The following is a 15428-nucleotide window of genomic DNA, read 5'->3' on the forward strand; positions in this document are numbered from 1 at the left end:
GGTACCTGTCGCTTTCGCGAGGGGCTGGTGGGCGCAGGCCGGCTACTCCGGCTGCGCCGTCGCCTCGTAGTGCCGCGCGCCGCCGCGCACGCCCGCGAAGCGGAACGGCGCGGTCGTGACGCGCGGACGCTCGACGTCCTCGCTGGTGGCGGCACCCGCTGCGTGCAGCGCGCGGTACGCGTCGACCGTCAGCGGGACCCGTGCCTCGAGCAGCGACCGCACGCGACCCGCACGGCGGTGCTCGCGGTAGTCGGGCCGGACGGTGCCGGTGATGAGCTCACCGACGCTGCCGGAGCCGTAGCTGAACAGGCCGAGCCGCTCCCCCGCCAGGTCGTCGTCCAGGTCGAGCAGCGCTGCGAGCCCGATCCAGAGCGACGCCGTGTAGGTGTTGCCGGTCTGCCGGTTGTAGGTGAACCCGATCGCCAGGTCGGCCTCGTCGAAGGGTGCGCCGACGTGCTGCGTGAGCTTGCGGTGCGCCTTGATCGCCATCTTGGTGAAGGGCTGGTGGTGCACGAACCGGGCGATGTCGTCGTACGCGGGGCCGCCCTGTTCCGCCAGGTCGTCCCAGGCGCCGACGAAGGCGTTGACGTACGCGCTCACCGAGAGCCGACCGTCGACCAGTGCGGTGGAGCGGTCGTTCGGCCGCCAGAAGTCGTCGACGTCCGACGTGTAGACGCCCGCCGCCGGGTCGATCTCGATGAGGTCGGGGTCGGCGGACACGAGGATCGCGGCGGCGCCGGCACCCTGGGTCGGCTCGGCCGGGGTGTCGACGTCGTACCGGGCGACGTCGGCGGCGATGACGAGCACCCGCTCGTGCGGGGCGCGCGCGACGATCCCGAGTGCGAGCTGCACCGCGGCCATCCCGCCGTAGCAAGCCTGCTTCAGCTCGACCACGCGGACGGCCTTCGGCAGCCCGAGCAGGCCGTGCACGTACACGCCGGCGGCCTTCGACTGGTCGACGCCGGACTCGGTGGCGAACAGCACGGTGCGGATGCCCTCGACGCCGTGCCGGTCGATGAGCTCCTTGGCGGCGGCGGCGCCCATCGTGACGATGTCCTCGTCGGGCGCGGGCACGCTGAAGGCGTCCTGCCCGATGCCCACGTGGTACTTCGCCGGGTCGACGCCGAGCCGCTCGGCCAGGTCGTCGAGCTCGAGCACGTGGTGCCCGGTCGCGATCGCGATGTCGTGGATGCCGACGCCGGTCATGCCGCACCCCCTGCGGGCTTCGTGCCACGGCGTTCCATGGCGACGTGGGCGGCCATCAGCTCACCCGGGTTGGTCTGTGCGGCGAGGAGCGAGAGCTCCCCGCACAGGACGGTCGCGGCGCACAGGGCGGCGAGGCGGCGGGCGTTCCCGCCCGGCTCGCGGTCCTCGCGGCAGCCGAGGCGCACCAGGGCGTCCTCGACGACGGGCAGGTCCCCGCCCTTGCCGTTGCCGACCGTGCCGACGATCAGGTGCGGCAGCGAGGTCGCGAAGTACAGGTCGCCGTCGCGGTCCTCGGCGCTCGTGATGCCCTGCGAGCCCTCGACGATGTTGGCGGCGTCCTGCCCGGTGGCCAGGTAGAAGCCGAGCAGCATGTTCGCGTAGTGCGCGTTCGCCGAGCGGATGGCCCCGGCGATCGTCGACCCGATCAGGTTCTTCGCGATGTTCAGTTCGACGATGCGCGCGGTGCTCGATCGCAGGCGCTTCTCGACGACCTCGCCCGGGATCACGATCTCGGCGATGGTGTTGCGGCCGCGGCCACGGATGCCGTTCACCGCGGTGGCCTTCTTGTCGGTGCAGAAGTTGCCCGACACCGAGACGTACCGCAGGCCCGGCTGCCAGTCCAGGATCGCCGGCAGCAGCTTGTCCGCCGCCTGCGTGACCATGTTGTGGCCGGAGGCGTCGCCGGTGGTGAACGCGAAGCGCAGGAACAGCAGGTCCCCGACGATCTCCGGGTGCACCTCGATGAGCTTGGCGAACCGGCTCTGCCCGGACACGATCGCGGCGAGTTCGTCCTGGCGTGCGAGGATCTGGCCCGCGGCGACGTGTGCTGCTGCGGCGCTGTCGGCACGGACCACGACGGAGCGGGTCATGCGCTCGTCGACGACGGTCGCGACGATGCCGTCCTCGACCATCCGCGAGATGCGGGCGCCACGGCCGACGGACGGCCAGAGCGGCGACTCGTAGGTGGCGAGGGGGACCTCGTGCTCCCCCTGCACGGCGTTGCCGCTGACGCGGATCGGGCCGACCCACTTGGTGGGGATCGGTGTGAGCAGGTCACTCATCGAGGGCTCCTTCTGGTGCTCGCACCGCGACGCTGAGGTGCCTGATGTCGTGCGCCTCCCAGGCGCGGTGGATGCCGGCGGGGTCGGTGTCCGCCGGGACGAGCGCGATGCCGCAGTCGCCGCCGCCGGCACCGGACGGCTTCGCCGCCCCGCCCGCCGCCTCGACGACGTCGCACAGGGTCGCGAGACGCTCGGTCTCGATCTTCGACCCGACCGAGTCGCCGAGACGCTGCAGCAGCCCACGGGCACGTCGGAGGGCACCGAGCGTGCGCTCGGCGTCGCCGGTCTGGAGGCCCGTGGTCAGGTCGTCGACGGCGCTGCGGCTCTCGTCGAGGAACGCCTGGTACCCGCCGTTGCGGTGCCGACGCACCACGTCGACGAGTTTCGTGGTGGACGCGGGCGAGCCGGTCCACCCGACGAGCAGCTGCAGGTTCTCGGGGGCGGGCAGCCGCTGGACGTCGAAGCCGTCCCACGCGTCGGTATCGGTCAGGATCGCGGACACGGCGTGGTCGCCGAGCATCGCGGCGAGGCGCTCGCGGTCCGGGGCGCTGTAGCGCAGCCAGCCCCCGAACGTGCTCGCGGCGAGGTCGCCACCGGAGGCCCGGGGGTTCACGCGGATGGTGGCGAGCAGGGCGACCTGGAAGCGCTGGCGCTGCGTCAGGCCGATGCCGTAGAAGCGGTCGAGGGCGCCGACCGTGGCGACGGTGACCGCGGCCGAGGACCCGAGGCCGAACTTCCGGCCGCTGGCGTCGTCGAGCTGGCTCTCGATGCGCAGTTCGTGGAACCGCGGGGCGATGCCGTGCTCGGCGCGGAGCTTCTCGACCAGGTCGATCGTGGCCATCACGTAGTCGTACGGGTGGTGCTCACGGTCGAGCGCCAGGCCGTCCTCGGCACGGGTCCACGTGAGCGGCAGGTGCCCGTACTCCTCGGAGTGCACGCTGCCCGCGCCGTGGCCCTCGCGCACCTTCGCCGTGATGGCGCGGTCGAGGGCGATCAGGACGGACGGCTGGCCGGGCTCGACGACGGCGTACTCGCCGGCGACGAACAGCTTGCCGTGTGCACGGAACTCGATCACTGCGCGGACTCCTTCTGGTCGGGATTGCTCCCGGTCTCTTCGGAGCGGAGCACCCGCGCGGCAGGTCCGGTGCCGGACTCGATGACGTCCCCCAGCGACGCGAGCGCCCCGGCGACGGCCGACCGGTCCTGCGGCTTCGTGAGCACGACGACGTTCGGGCCCGCGTCGGCCGTGGCGTAGGCCTCGGTCCCGCCGGCACGCAGCTCGGCGACGGCGTCGAACACGGCGACGCTGCGGGCGTTGAGGTAGCGGATCGGCGGGAACGCGCCCTCGATCGTCGCGTGCATGCGGAGCGCGTTGCTCTCGGTGATCTCGCCGATGCGGGTGAAGTCGCCGTCCGCGCAGGCCGTGAGCATGTCGCCGACGGTCTCGGTCGTCGAGGTCACCCAGGCCGGGTAGAACGGCGACGTCGCGATGGTGCGACGCATGGCCTCGCGCGACCCGATCGGCTTCGGGCCGGCGTCGATCGTGACCACGACCATGGCCATCGGCGGGGCGGGGATCGGCTCGGCGAAGGAGCCCTGGTCGTCGCCGGCGTGCCAGACGGCGACACCGCCGGGGATCGAGCGCGTGGCCGAGCCGGAACCGCGACGGGCCAGACGGGACAGGTCGCGCGGCGACAGGTCGAGGCCGTAGGCCGCGGCGGCCGCGGTCGCCAGTGCGGCGAAGCCGGACGCGCTCGAGGCCAACCCGGCGCCGGTCGGGACGGTGTTCTCGGACACCACCGACGCTCGCTCGGACGAACCCGCGAGCTCGCGCACCAGGTCGAGGAACTGCTGCACGCGCACCAGGGCACCGTCGTCGACGACGTGACCGTTCAGCGTGAACGCGTCACGCGCCTCCCGGCCGTCACCCGACCCGCCGCCCACCGTGACGGTGGTCGTCGTCGGGAACACGTCGAGCCCCATCGAGACGCTGCCCGTGGCGGGCAGCGCGAGCTGCGCGTCCGCCTTCCCCCAGTACTTGACGAGGGCGATGTTGGGGTGCGCGACGGCGGTGGCTGTCAGCAAGCGCGGGCTCCGATCGTGGTGGTCCAGGTGGCTGCGGCCCCTGCGCCGCGGAGTGCGGCCGCGATGCGGTCCGCGTGGTCGTCGTCCGCGGCGAGCGCGAGGACGCACCCGCCCCGCCCGCCGCCGGTGAGCTTCGCGCCGAGGGCGTCCGCAGCACGTGCGGCGTCGACGAGCCGGTCCAGGTCGTCACTCGACACGTCGAGTGTGCTGAGCAGGTCGTGCGCGGCGTCCATGGTGGCACCCAGAGCCTGGGCATCGCCGTCCTCGAGTGTCCCCCGTGCCCGACGGGCGAGCGTACCGATCCGGTCGATCACGGCGCCGACGCCGGCCGGGTCCTGGTCGTGGCGGGCGCGGACGGCCGAGACGGCCTCGCGGGTGTGCCCGGGGACGCCGGTGTCCGCGACGACGAAGGTGAACCGGGTGCCGAGCGTGACGGGTTCGATGTGCCCGCCCTCGAACCACACCGGCGCGGACGCGACGACGCCCCGGGCGTCGAGGCCGGACGGTCGGCCGTGGGCGACGCGCTCGCACTCCTGGATCAGCTCGTGGTGGGTCTCGACGTCGAGGGTCTCGCCCAGGGCGTCGGCGACGGCGGCGGTCACGGCGGCGGCGACCGCGGCGCTCGAGCCCATGCCGCGGGCGGTCGGGACCTCGCTGTCGACCCGGACGTGGAAGTGGCGGTCGGTGACCCCGAAGTGCCGCAGGGTCGCGGTGACGGCGGTGACGGTCGGCATCACGGCCGCGGGTGCGAGGTCGAGGGGGCCGGTGTGCACGGTGGACTGCAGGCTGTGACCGGGCTGCTCGGCGTCGGCGGCGACCGGGGTGACCGTCGCCACGACCCGTGCGTCGAGCACCGGCAGGACGAGAGCGGGTGCGCCGTAGACCACGGCGTGCTCACCGATCAGGATCGTCTTGCCGTGGGACGACGCCGATCCGTTGCCGGGGGTCGTGGTGTTGTCGAGGTCGCTGCTGCTCATCTTGGGTCACGTCAGCCTAACCGTCCGGGTCGTCGGCGTGTTCGTCAGCTGAGCATCCCCTGCATCGAGTTGTGCACAACTGGGTTGCGTGACAGTGTGGATGCATGCCCGTGACCGACGAGATGGTGTGCTTCTCCCTCTACGCGGCGTCCCGCGCCACCACGCAGGCGTACCGCACGATGCTCGAACCCTGGGGTCTGACGTACCCGCAGTACCTGGTGCTCGTGACCCTGTGGGTCGAGGGCGACCAGACCGTCTCGAGCCTCGGGGAACACCTGCAGCTCGACTCCGGCACCCTCTCGCCACTGCTCCGCCGCATGGAGCAGAGCGACCTGGTCCGCCGCGAGCGCCGCAGCACCGACGAGCGCGTCGTCACGGTGACCGTCGGCGACCGAGGCCGCGAACTGCGGTCCGAGCTGAGCGGCATCCCCGCGCGCATCGCCGCCGGGATGGGCCTGGCCGACGAACGTGCCGCCGCCGAGCTCATCGCGACGCTGCACCGGCTGACCGAGACGATGCACGCGGCGGCCGACCCCGAGCACGACGCCGCGGGCGCTGACGCCGGCGCCGGCGCCGTTTCGCGCTGAGCGACACCGCACGGCCACGTGTGCCCGTGAACTGTCGCTGAGCGCGAGAGCACGCCGCACACCCCCGAACTTCACGATCCGCCCCACAAGGAAGGAACCCCATGGAAACCCTCTACACCGCCGAGGCCCTGGCCACCGGCGAAGGCCGCAACGGCCACGTCGCCACGAGCGACGGCACGGTCGAGTTCGACCTCGCCATCCCGAAGGAGATGGGTGGCTCCGGCAACGGCGCCAACCCCGAGCAGCTCTTCGCCGCCGGTTACGCCGCCTGCTTCCACTCCGCACTGCAGGGCGTCGCCCGCAGCCAGAAGGTGAAGATCACCGACTCGTCCGTCGGCGGTCGCGTGTCGATCGGCCCGAACGGCAACGGTGGCTACCAGCTCGCCGTCATGCTCGAGGTCGTCATCCCCGGCCTGGAGCACGACCAGGCCCAGGCCCTCGCCGACGCGGCCCACCAGGTCTGCCCGTACTCGAACGCGACCCGCGGCAACATCGACGTCACCATCGTCGTCTCGGAGGACTGACCCATGAGCACCACCACCCCCAGCACCATGCGCGCCGTCGTCCACGAGACGTTCGCCGAGCCCGCCGACGTCCTCGAGGTGCAGGAGCGCCCCGTCCCGACGCCCGGCGCCGGCGAGGTCCTCGTCCGCACGGTCCTCTCCCCCATCCACAACCACGACCTGTGGACCGTCCGCGGCACCTACGGCTTCAAGCCGGAGCTCCCCGCCGCCTCGGGCACCGAGGCACTCGGCGTCGTCGAGGCCCTCGGCGAGGGCGTCACGAACCTGCAGGTCGGCCAGCGCGTCGCCGGCGGTGCCTTCGGCGTCTGGGCCGAGTACTACACCGCGAACGCCGCCGGCCTCGTGCCGGTGCCGGACGCGATGACCGACGAGGCCGCCGCCCAGCTCGTCTCGATGCCGTTCAGCGCCATCAGCCTGCTGCACTCGCTCGACCTGCACGAGGGCGACTGGATCATCCAGAACGCCGCCAACGGTGCGGTCGGACGCATGGTCGCCCAGCTCGGCGCCGCCCGTGGCATCAACGTGATCGGACTCGTCCGTCGCGCCGCCGGTGTCGACGAGCTCCGCGAGCAGGGCATCGAGCGCATCGTCGCGACCGACGCCGACGACTGGCAGGACCAGGTCGCCGCGATCACCGGTGGCGCCCCGATCATCGCGGGCGTCGAGTCGGTCGGCGGCAAGGCCGCCGGCGACATCGCCTCCGTGCTGGGCGAGAACGCCACCCTCGTCGTCTTCGGCGCGATGGCGTCGCCGACGCTCGAGATCCCGTCGGGCAAGGTCATCTTCGGCCAGCTCACCGTGAAGGGCTTCTGGGGCTCCGTCGTCAGCAAGACGATGCCGGCCGAGACGAAGGGGCAGCTCTTCGGTGAGCTCATCACCCGCGTCCTCGACGGCTCGCTGACGCTCCCCGTCGCCGAGACCTTCGCCTTCGAGCAGGTCCGCGACGCCGTGCGCGCCAGCGACACCGCCGGCCGCGTCGGCAAGGTGCTCCTGCGCCCGTAGCGCGACCACAGGACGGACGGGAGGCCCGGTGCCAGCTGGCACCGGGCCTCCCGTCCGTCCGCGTGCTTCGTCACACACGCCGAATGAGCAGAAGACGTCGGGTGCCCTGGGGCGACCCGACGTCTTCTGCGCTCTCGGTGCGGCGTGGTGCGGACTAGCGGCGCGACGCCTTCTCGGGAACGGTGAAGATGTTGCCGGTGGTGACGCCCTCTTCGACCTCTTCGAGGGTGCGCCCGCGGCTCTCCGGCACGAACTTCCAGATGAAGAGCAGCGCCAGCAGCCCGACGACCCCGAAGCCGAAGAAGGTCCCGGTGATGCCGGTCGCGGCGACGATCGTCGGGAAGTACAGCCCGAGGAACGCGTTCGCGATCCAGAGGCAGAACACCGAGATGCCCATGCCGAGCGCACGGATCTGCGTCGGGAAGATCTCGGACAGGACGACCCACACGGCGATGTTGAGGAAGGTCTGCATCGAGCCGACGAACGCGACGACCAGGAACAGGATGACCCACGGGCGGGCCGGGTTGCCCTCGGGCAGCGCCACCGACGCGATGCCGATGAGGAAGTGGCAGATCGTCGTCAGCGTGAACCCGAGGATCAGCGTCGTGCGGCGGTTGATCTTCTCCATGTTGTACAGCGCGATGACGCCACCGACGACGGCGATCACGCCGGGGGCGATGTTCGCGATGAGGGCTGCCGACGCCTGGAACCCGGACTCGATGAGCACGGTCTGGCCGTAGTACATGATCGAGTTGATGCCGGTGAGCTGCTGCGCGACACCGAGCCCGGCGCCGATGAGCACGATGCGGATGAGCCACTTGTTCCCGCGCAGCGTGTGCCAGCCGCTGACACGATCGACCTTCGCTTCGAGGTCGTTGCTCCGCTTGATGTCGTCGAGCTCGGCGCGGGCCCGATCGGTGGTCCGGACCTGCTCGAGGACCGAGAGCGCCTCGTCGTAGCGGTCCTTCGACGCGAGCCAGCGCGGCGACTCCGGCACCCGGAGCATGCCGACGAACAGCGCGATCGCGGGGAGCGCGCAGACGGCCAGCATGACGCGCCACACCCCGTTGCCCTCACCCCACACATTGCCGATGATGGCGTTGACCACGAACGCGGCGAGCTGACCGATCACGATCATGAGCTCGTTGCGGCCGGACAGCGACCCGCGGATCTCGTACGGCGCGAGTTCGGCGAGGAACACCGGCACCACCGTGGAGGCGCCACCGACCGCGAGGCCGAGGAGCACACGACCGACGACGATGACCTCGAACGTCGGCGCGAACACGCAGATCAGCGTGCCGACGAAGAACGTGACGGCGAGCAGGATGATCGTCTTGCGGCGACCCCAGCCGTCGGCGATGCGGCCGCCGAGCATGGCGCCGATCGCGGCACCGAAGAGCAGCGAGCTGGTGACGACACCCTCGGTGAAGTTCGTGAGGCCGAGCTCGGCCTTCATCGGGTTCAGGGCACCGTTGATGACACCGGTGTCGTACCCGAAGAGCAACCCGCCGAACGTGGCGACGAGGGCCAGCACACCGAGTCGTCGGCGGTGCGGCCCGGTCCCCAACGGGGGCAGTGCGACAGTCGGGGCTGTCGGTTTGATGTCGACCATTCGGTGACTCCTTCGTCGGTGATCGCGCGTCAGTGCGTGGACCGATCGTAACCCGATTCCATGTCCTGTCAATTGGACATTCTGTCGTCAGGTCGTTTGGATCGGTCCACAGAAGGCCTGATGAGGACGGGAGCGGTCCAATCCGCGGATCGGGCTCAGCGCTCGTCGTCGACGGGGCCGTCGCCCAGGACGTCCCCCAACGAGGCCATGTCGGCGCCGTGGTCGGTGTAGCGGCGCACGGTCCGTCGGGCGGCGGCACTCGCGGCGCCGGACAGGGCGGGGTTGCGTCGGGCGGCGTCGGCGACGCGGCCCGCGTGCCCCGCGGTCGAGAGCAGCACGTTCGCCAGCGCACGGGCGTCACCCCGCTCGGGGACCCCGGTCACGGTCCAGGCCGTGCGGACCTGGGCGTCGGGGGTGACGCCACGGCGGGTGCCCATCCGGTGCCAGTCCGACAGCACACCCTCGGTGCGCGAGGCGGCGCGGTCTGCCTCTCCCGCGCGACGGCGTGCAGCGTCACGTGCATCGGACTCGGTGTCCGAGCCCTCGACCGTGTCGTACCGGTCGGTGAGCCCGTCGGCCCGGCGCCGGACGCTGTCGGCACGTTCACGCGCTGCGACGTCGTCACCACCGGCCGCTGCGATGCGGGCGGCGTGCGCGGCGGCAGCCGCGGCGAGGATCTCCGAACGCTCCATGCCCTCGACCGTAGCCGCTCCGACCGACACCACCTCGCGCCCGCGGCGGCTGGACTGCGTCCCGGGACACAGTCCGTCGGCGACGACGACCGTGTGTTCGCCACCGCGTTACCCTCGACCTGAGGGGGCATCATGAAACGGACCGGCGGGATCGCCATCGTGCTGGCGGCCGGCGTTGTGCTGTCCGGCTGTTCGCTGCTGCGGGGACCGGACGGTGCCCTGCCCGCTCCCGCTTCCCCACCCGCGTCGAGCCCCACCGCGAGCGAGACCCCGACCGCGACCCCGGACGGCGAGTCGGCATCGGACCTGATCGAGGCCTCGGCGAACCCGCGCACACCGACCCCGGTGCCGACGGAGGCCGCCGCACCCGCACCGACGCTGACACCGATCCCCGCCGGGACCGTCCTGGCCCAGGGGGACGTGGCCTCGCCGAAGGGCAGCGTGCACTTCCACTTCCGGGTGGTCGCGGACGGCGACGACACGTTCACTGCGCAGTACTCCGGGATCACCTCGACGCTGCCGGTACCGATCGGCGTCGCGTTGTTCGACCTGCCCCGTGCGGTGGGCGACGGCCTCACCTACCCCGGTGTCGGTGACCGGACCCTCGGCGGCCCGACCAGCACGGCGGCCGCGGTCGACGTCCCGTTGGACGGATCCGGGGTCGACCCGTCACACCTCGGCACCCTCGTGACCTACTCCGCCGCGGCGCCCGGGCAGGACGTCCCCGTCGAGATCTCCGCCGGCAAGGTCCTCGCGGTGTCCACCGTGCGGTGGTCCGTCCCCGCGCGGCAGACGAACGTGCACCCGAAGGACGCCGGACGACGAGCGAACGCGACCGGGACCGTCACCGCGACCACGGCCGCCGGTGCGCCGAGGTCCTACGGCGTCGCACCGGACGACCTGATCGGGGACGTCGCCGCGCGGTTCGGCATCACCGTCCGCGACCTGGTCTGGCTCAACGAGGGCGTCCAGGTGTTCGGCGAGGACCAGCACCTGTACGAGGGCACGTCCCTCAACCTCGACCCGCTCGCCCGCTGAACGCGACGCTGCTGCAGGCGGCAGGCGTCGTTTCGCGCTGAGCGACACCTCACGGGCCAGCGTGCGCGTGAAGTGTCGGTGAGCGCGAAACCGGCCCGGCGTCCGCCCCGCGGCCAGCCCGGCCACACAGACGGACGGGAGGCCCGTGGCGGATCCGCCACGGGCCTCCCGCCCGTCAGGTGGGGGCGTGCGTTACTTCCGCAGCTCCAGGTACTTCGCGATGAGCGCCTTGGTCGACGGGTCCTGCGCGTCGAGCGCGGCCTGGTCGCCCTCGACGGCCGGCGTGACCTGCAGCGCCAGCTGCTTGCCGAGCTCCACACCCCACTGGTCGAACGAGTCGATGCCCCAGATCGTGCCCTCGGTGAACACGATGTGCTCGTACAGGGCGATGAGCTGGCCGAGCACGCTCGGGGTGAGTTCCGGCGCGATGATCGACGTGGTCGGCTTGTTGCCCGGGAACGTGCGCGCCGCGACGATGCCTTCGTCGGTGGTGCCTTCGGCGCGGACCTCGTCGGCACTCTTGCCGAACGCGAGCGCCTTGGTCTGGGCGAAGAAGTTCGCCAGGAACAGCGTGTGCACGTCGGTGCCGGGCGCGACGCCCTTGCCGTCGCCGGTCTCGTCCTTGAGCGGACGGGCCGGGTTGGCGACCGTGATGAAGTCGGCCGGGATCAGGCGGGTGCCCTGGTGGATGAGCTGGTAGAACGCGTGCTGACCGTTCGTGCCGGGCTCACCCCAGAAGACCTCGCCGGTCTCGGTGGTGACGGGCGAGCCGTCCCAGCGGACGCGCTTGCCGTTCGACTCCATGGTGAGCTGCTGCAGGTACGCGGCGAAGCGGTGCAGGTACTGCGTGTACGGCAGGACCGCGTGGCTCTGCGCACCGAGGAAGTTCGTGTACCAGACGTTGAGCAGGCCCATCAGGACGGGGACGTTCTGCTCGAGCGGCGTGGTGCGGACGTGCTCGTCGATGGCGTGGAAGCCGGCGAGGAACTGCTCCCAGTTCTCCTTGCCGATCGCGATGACGACGCTCGTGCCGATGGCCGAGTCGACCGAGTAGCGGCCGCCCACCCAGTCCCAGAAGCCGAAGGCGTTCTCGGGGTCGATGCCGAACGCCTCGACCTTGTCGAGCGCGGTGGAGACGGCGACGAAGTGCTTGGCGACGGCGTTCTTCTTCTCGTCGTCGGCGGCGTCGGTCAGGCCGAGCCTCTCCCACAGCCACTGGCGGGCGAGGCGCGCGTTCGTCAGGGTCTCGAGCGTGCCGAAGGTCTTCGACGCGACGATGAAGAGCGTGGTCTCGGGGTCCAGGTCGGCGGTCTTCTCGTAGATGTCCGCCGGGTCGATGTTGGAGACGAAGCGGGCCTCGAGGCCGGGCTGGACGTAGGGCTTGAGTGCCTCGTAGACCATGACGGGGCCGAGGTCGGAGCCACCGATGCCGATGTTGACGACGGTCTCGATGCGCTTGCCGGTGACACCGGTCCAGGCGCCGCTGCGGACCTGCTCGGCGAAGCCGTAGACCTTGTCGAGCGTGGCGTGCACGTCGGCGTCCACGTCCTGGCCGTCGACGGTCAGGGGCGCCGCCGGCACGAGGCCCTCGGTCGCCTTCGGGCGGCGGAGCGCGGTGTGCAGCACGGCGCGGTCCTCGGTGACGTTGATGTGCTCACCGGCGAGCATCGCCTGGAAGCGCTCGGCGACGCCGGTGTCCTTGGCGACCTGCAGCAGCGCGGCGAGGATCTCGTCGGTCACCAGGCCCTTGGAGAGGTCGACGGTCAGGTCGGCCGCCTGGAAGGTGTACTGCTCGGCACGACCGGGGTCGCTGTCGAACCACCCTCGCAGGTCCGGGGTGAAGCCGGCAGCGATGCTGTCGAGCTTCTTCCAGCCTTCGGTCGATGTGGGGTCGACGGGAGCGGATTCGGTCACTTCGGTCCTCCTGGGGATCACGTTCAAGACGTACAGCCCGCGGGTCACGCAGCGCTGCGTCGCGGACCGTCTTCGAGCGTAGTGCGCTCCGGCGGGTGGTGCGCACAGTCGGCCGGGAGGCGCGGCTCGCGTTCGCTGCGCGCGTCACGCCTCCCGGCCGGTCGCGTTCAGGGCCGCGGTCGGCTCGCCGGGTTCAGGGCTGCGGTCGGTTCGCCCGGTTCACGGCTGTGGCCGGGTTCACGGCTGTGGCCGGGTTCACGACTGCGCCGCGAAACGACGCAGCCGCAGGCTATTCGTCACCACGAAGACCGACGAGAACGCCATCGCCGCCCCCGCGAGCACCGGGTTCAGCAGCCCCGCCATCGCGAGCGGGATCGCCGCGACGTTGTACGCGAACGCCCAGAACAGGTTGCCCTTGATGACGCCGAGCGTCGCGCGCGACAGCCGGATGGCGTCGGCCACCACGGTGAGCCGACCGCTGACGACCGTGATGTCGCTCGCCGCGATGGCTGCATCGGTGCCGGCCCCCATGGCGATGCCGAGGTCGGCCGCGGCCAGTGCGGCTGCGTCGTTCACGCCGTCGCCGACCATCGCGACGCTCCGCCCCTCGGACTGCAGCCGGCGGACGGTCTCGAGCTTCGACGCCGGGGTCGCGCGGGCGTGCACCTCGTCGATGCCGACGCTCGCGGCGACCGCGCGTGCGGCACCGTCGTTGTCACCGGTGAGCAGGACCGGGTGCAGGCCGAGCGCCCGGAAGCGGGTGATCGCGTCGGCGGCCTCGGGCTTCACGGTGTCGCCGACGACGACCACGCCCAGGGCACTGCCGTTCCGGGCGACGACGACCGCCGTGCCCCCGTCGGCCTCGGCACGGTCGACGGCGTCGGACAGCACCGGGGGCAGGGTGATCGACCACGAGTCGGCGAGCCAGCGGGTCGTGCCGACCAGGACGACGTCGCCGTCCACGACGGCCTGCACACCGGCGCCGGCGGTGGCGGTGAACTGCTCGGCCTCGGGCAGGTCAGCGCCCCGGGCACGGGCCGCGGTGGTCACGGCGCGGGCGACGGGGTGTTCGGAGCCGTCCTCGACCGCCGCGGCGAGGCGCAGGACGACGTCCTCGGTCTCGTCCAGGGCGGTGACCGACCGCAGGGTCATCGACCCCGTGGTGACGGTGCCGGTCTTGTCGAGCACGACGGTGTCGACACCGCGGGTGCGCTCGAGCACCTGCGGACCGCCGATCAGGATGCCGAGCTGCGAGCCTCGGCCGGTGCCGACCAGCAGCGCGGTGGGCGTGGCGAGCCCGAGGGCGCACGGGCAGGCGATGATCAGGGTGGCGACGGCCGCGGTGAAGGCCGCGGTGACCGAGCCGCCGAACACGAGCCAGCCGACGAAGGCCAGCACGGCGAGCACGATGACGATCGGCACGAAGACCCCGGACACGCGGTCGGCCAGGCGCTGCACCTCGGCCTTGCCGGTCTGGGCGTCCTCGACCAGGCGCCCCATGCGGGCGAGCTCGGTGTCGGCACCGACGCGGGTGATCGCGACGACGAGCCGGCCGCCGACGTTGATCGTGGCGCCGGTGACCCGGTCGCCCGGTCCGACCTCGACCGGCACGGACTCGCCGGTGAGCATGCTGAGGTCGACGGCCGAGGAGCCGTCCTGCACCAGGCCGTCGCTCGGGATCCGCTCGCCGGGTCGCACCACGACGACGTCGCCGACGACCAGGGACGAGGCCGGCACGCGGTGTTCGGCACCGTCGCGCAGGACCGTGGCGTCCTTCGCACCGAGTTCGAGCAGTGCCCGGAGTGCGGCACCGGACTGCGTCTTCGCGCGGGCCTCCATGTACCGGCCGGCGAGGATGAACACCGTCACGGCCGTCGCGACCTCGAGGTACAGGTCGGTGGCCTCGGGGTCCGTGGCGAACCACGAGAACGTCATGTGCATGCCGGTCGTGCCGGCGTCGCCGAAGAACAGGGCGTACAGCGACCAGCCGAAGGCGGCGAGGACGCCGACGCTCACCAGGGTGTCCATGGTGGCGGCACCGTGCCGGGCGTTGACCCACGCGGCGCGGTGGAACGGGAGCGCGCCCCAGACCGCGACGGGGGCCGCAAGCGTCAGGGCGAGCCACTGCCAGTTCGGGAACTGCAGCGCCGGCACCATCGAGAGCACCACGACGGGCACCGCGAGCACGGCGGACACGACCAGGCGTCGGCGCAGCGGGCCGGTCGGGTCCTCGTCCACCGCGGGGTCGGCGTCGGCGGCTGCGGGCGGTGCCGGCACCGTGGCGCCGTAGCCGGCCGACTCCACCGCGGCGATCAGCGCCTCGGGGTCGGCGGTGCCGTCCGCGGCGACCTGCACCTGCGCCTTCTCGGTGGCGTAGTTGACGGTGGCGGTGACCCCGGGCAGCTTGCCGAGCTTCCGCTCGATGCGGTTCGCGCACGAGGCGCAGGTCATCCCGGTGATGTCGAGTTCGACGGTGCGGTCGGTCACGAGCGCACGACCTCGTACCCCGCCTCGGTGACCGCGGCACGGAGGGCGTCCGCGTCGACGGGTGCCGCCGAGCTGACGGTGACCTCGGACGATCCGCCGGGGACGAGTCGGACGTCGACGCCCGACACCCCGTCGACCTCGGTGAGTTCCTCGGTGACGCTCATCACGCAGTGGTCGCAGGTCATGCCCTCGACGAGCAGCGTTTCGGTGGTCATGGTGTCTCCTTCTCAGTGGTCGATCGTC

At 71.9% G+C, this 15428-nt stretch carries 14 protein-coding genes; 4 read left to right on the plus strand and 10 right to left on the minus strand.

What is annotated here, in order from left to right; translation table 11 throughout:
- Positions 1-42 precede the first annotated feature (42 nt).
- The 5 genes from DEI96_RS14580 to mvk are packed head-to-tail and all read right to left on the minus strand — an operon-like array spanning position 43 to position 5329.
- Positions 43-1206 carry a hydroxymethylglutaryl-CoA synthase gene (locus tag DEI96_RS14580; protein ID WP_111024442.1) on the minus strand — a complete coding sequence of 388 codons (1164 nt, stop codon included), beginning with the start codon at positions 1204-1206 and terminating at the stop codon, positions 43-45.
- Entirely contained in the window at positions 1203-2267 is a 1065-nt protein-coding gene (locus tag DEI96_RS14585; protein WP_071406099.1) for a hydroxymethylglutaryl-coenzyme A reductase family protein, read from the minus strand. The genes DEI96_RS14580 and DEI96_RS14585 overlap by 4 nt, the downstream gene beginning before the upstream one ends.
- Positions 2260-3342: a phosphomevalonate kinase gene (locus DEI96_RS14590; RefSeq protein ID WP_111024443.1), complete on the minus strand. Its 1083-nt coding sequence runs from the start codon at positions 3340-3342 to the stop codon at positions 2260-2262. The genes DEI96_RS14585 and DEI96_RS14590 overlap by 8 nt, the downstream gene beginning before the upstream one ends.
- Positions 3339-4352 carry a diphosphomevalonate decarboxylase gene (gene mvaD / locus DEI96_RS14595; RefSeq protein WP_111024444.1) on the minus strand — a complete coding sequence of 338 codons (1014 nt, stop codon included), beginning with the start codon at positions 4350-4352 and terminating at the stop codon, positions 3339-3341. The genes DEI96_RS14590 and mvaD overlap by 4 nt, the downstream gene beginning before the upstream one ends.
- On the minus strand, positions 4346-5329 hold the full coding sequence (gene mvk / locus DEI96_RS14600) for a mevalonate kinase (protein WP_111024445.1): 984 nt from the start codon (positions 5327-5329) through the stop codon (positions 4346-4348). Before mvk ends, mvaD begins: the two co-directional genes overlap by 7 nt.
- A 104-nt stretch (positions 5330-5433) precedes the next feature.
- Between mvk and DEI96_RS14605 the strand changes: the two genes are divergently transcribed.
- From DEI96_RS14605 to DEI96_RS14615, 3 genes are all read left to right on the plus strand, one after another.
- Positions 5434-5916: a MarR family winged helix-turn-helix transcriptional regulator gene (locus DEI96_RS14605; protein ID WP_181440569.1), complete on the plus strand. Its 483-nt coding sequence runs from the start codon at positions 5434-5436 to the stop codon at positions 5914-5916.
- A 101-nt stretch (positions 5917-6017) separates the two neighbouring features.
- A complete protein-coding gene (locus DEI96_RS14610; RefSeq protein ID WP_071406102.1) occupies positions 6018-6440 on the plus strand; it encodes an organic hydroperoxide resistance protein in 423 nt (140 codons plus the stop codon).
- Between the two features lie 27 nt (positions 6441-6467).
- Positions 6468-7442, plus strand: coding sequence for a zinc-binding dehydrogenase (locus DEI96_RS14615; protein WP_071406109.1), 975 nt, complete (start codon positions 6468-6470; stop codon positions 7440-7442).
- A gap of 154 nt (positions 7443-7596) precedes the next feature.
- Here the strand turns inward: DEI96_RS14615 and DEI96_RS14620 are convergent, their stop codons facing one another.
- The gene (locus DEI96_RS14620; RefSeq protein ID WP_111024446.1) at positions 7597-9054 is read right to left on the minus strand and encodes a sugar porter family MFS transporter; all 1458 of its coding nucleotides are present in this window, start codon (positions 9052-9054) and stop codon (positions 7597-7599) included.
- A gap of 155 nt (positions 9055-9209) precedes the next feature.
- Positions 9210-9746: a hypothetical protein gene (locus tag DEI96_RS14625; protein ID WP_071405966.1), complete on the minus strand. Its 537-nt coding sequence runs from the start codon at positions 9744-9746 to the stop codon at positions 9210-9212.
- Positions 9747-9878: 132 nt separating this feature from the next.
- Here DEI96_RS14625 and DEI96_RS14630 point away from each other — a divergent pair, with 132 nt between their 5' ends.
- Positions 9879-10784 (plus strand): LysM domain-containing protein, encoded by a 906-nt coding sequence (locus tag DEI96_RS14630; RefSeq protein ID WP_258372390.1) that lies wholly within the window; start codon positions 9879-9881, stop codon positions 10782-10784.
- 192 nt (positions 10785-10976) lie between these two features.
- Here the strand turns inward: DEI96_RS14630 and pgi are convergent, their stop codons facing one another.
- From pgi to DEI96_RS14645, 3 genes are all read right to left on the minus strand, one after another.
- Positions 10977-12698, minus strand: a complete 1722-nt coding sequence (gene pgi / locus DEI96_RS14635; RefSeq protein WP_111024447.1) for a glucose-6-phosphate isomerase — start codon at positions 12696-12698, stop codon at positions 10977-10979.
- A 255-nt stretch (positions 12699-12953) separates the two neighbouring features.
- Positions 12954-15185, minus strand: coding sequence for a heavy metal translocating P-type ATPase (locus DEI96_RS14640; RefSeq protein WP_111024448.1), 2232 nt, complete (start codon positions 15183-15185; stop codon positions 12954-12956).
- Complete coding sequence (locus DEI96_RS14645) at positions 15182-15400, minus strand: heavy-metal-associated domain-containing protein (protein WP_111024449.1); 219 nt, start codon at positions 15398-15400, stop codon at positions 15182-15184. Before DEI96_RS14645 ends, DEI96_RS14640 begins: the two co-directional genes overlap by 4 nt.
- Between the last annotated feature and the right edge of the window lie 28 nt (positions 15401-15428).

Origin of the sequence: Curtobacterium sp. MCLR17_031, from assembly GCF_003234775.2 — a bacterium.
GTDB classification, from domain to species: domain Bacteria; phylum Actinomycetota; class Actinomycetes; order Actinomycetales; family Microbacteriaceae; genus Curtobacterium; species Curtobacterium flaccumfaciens.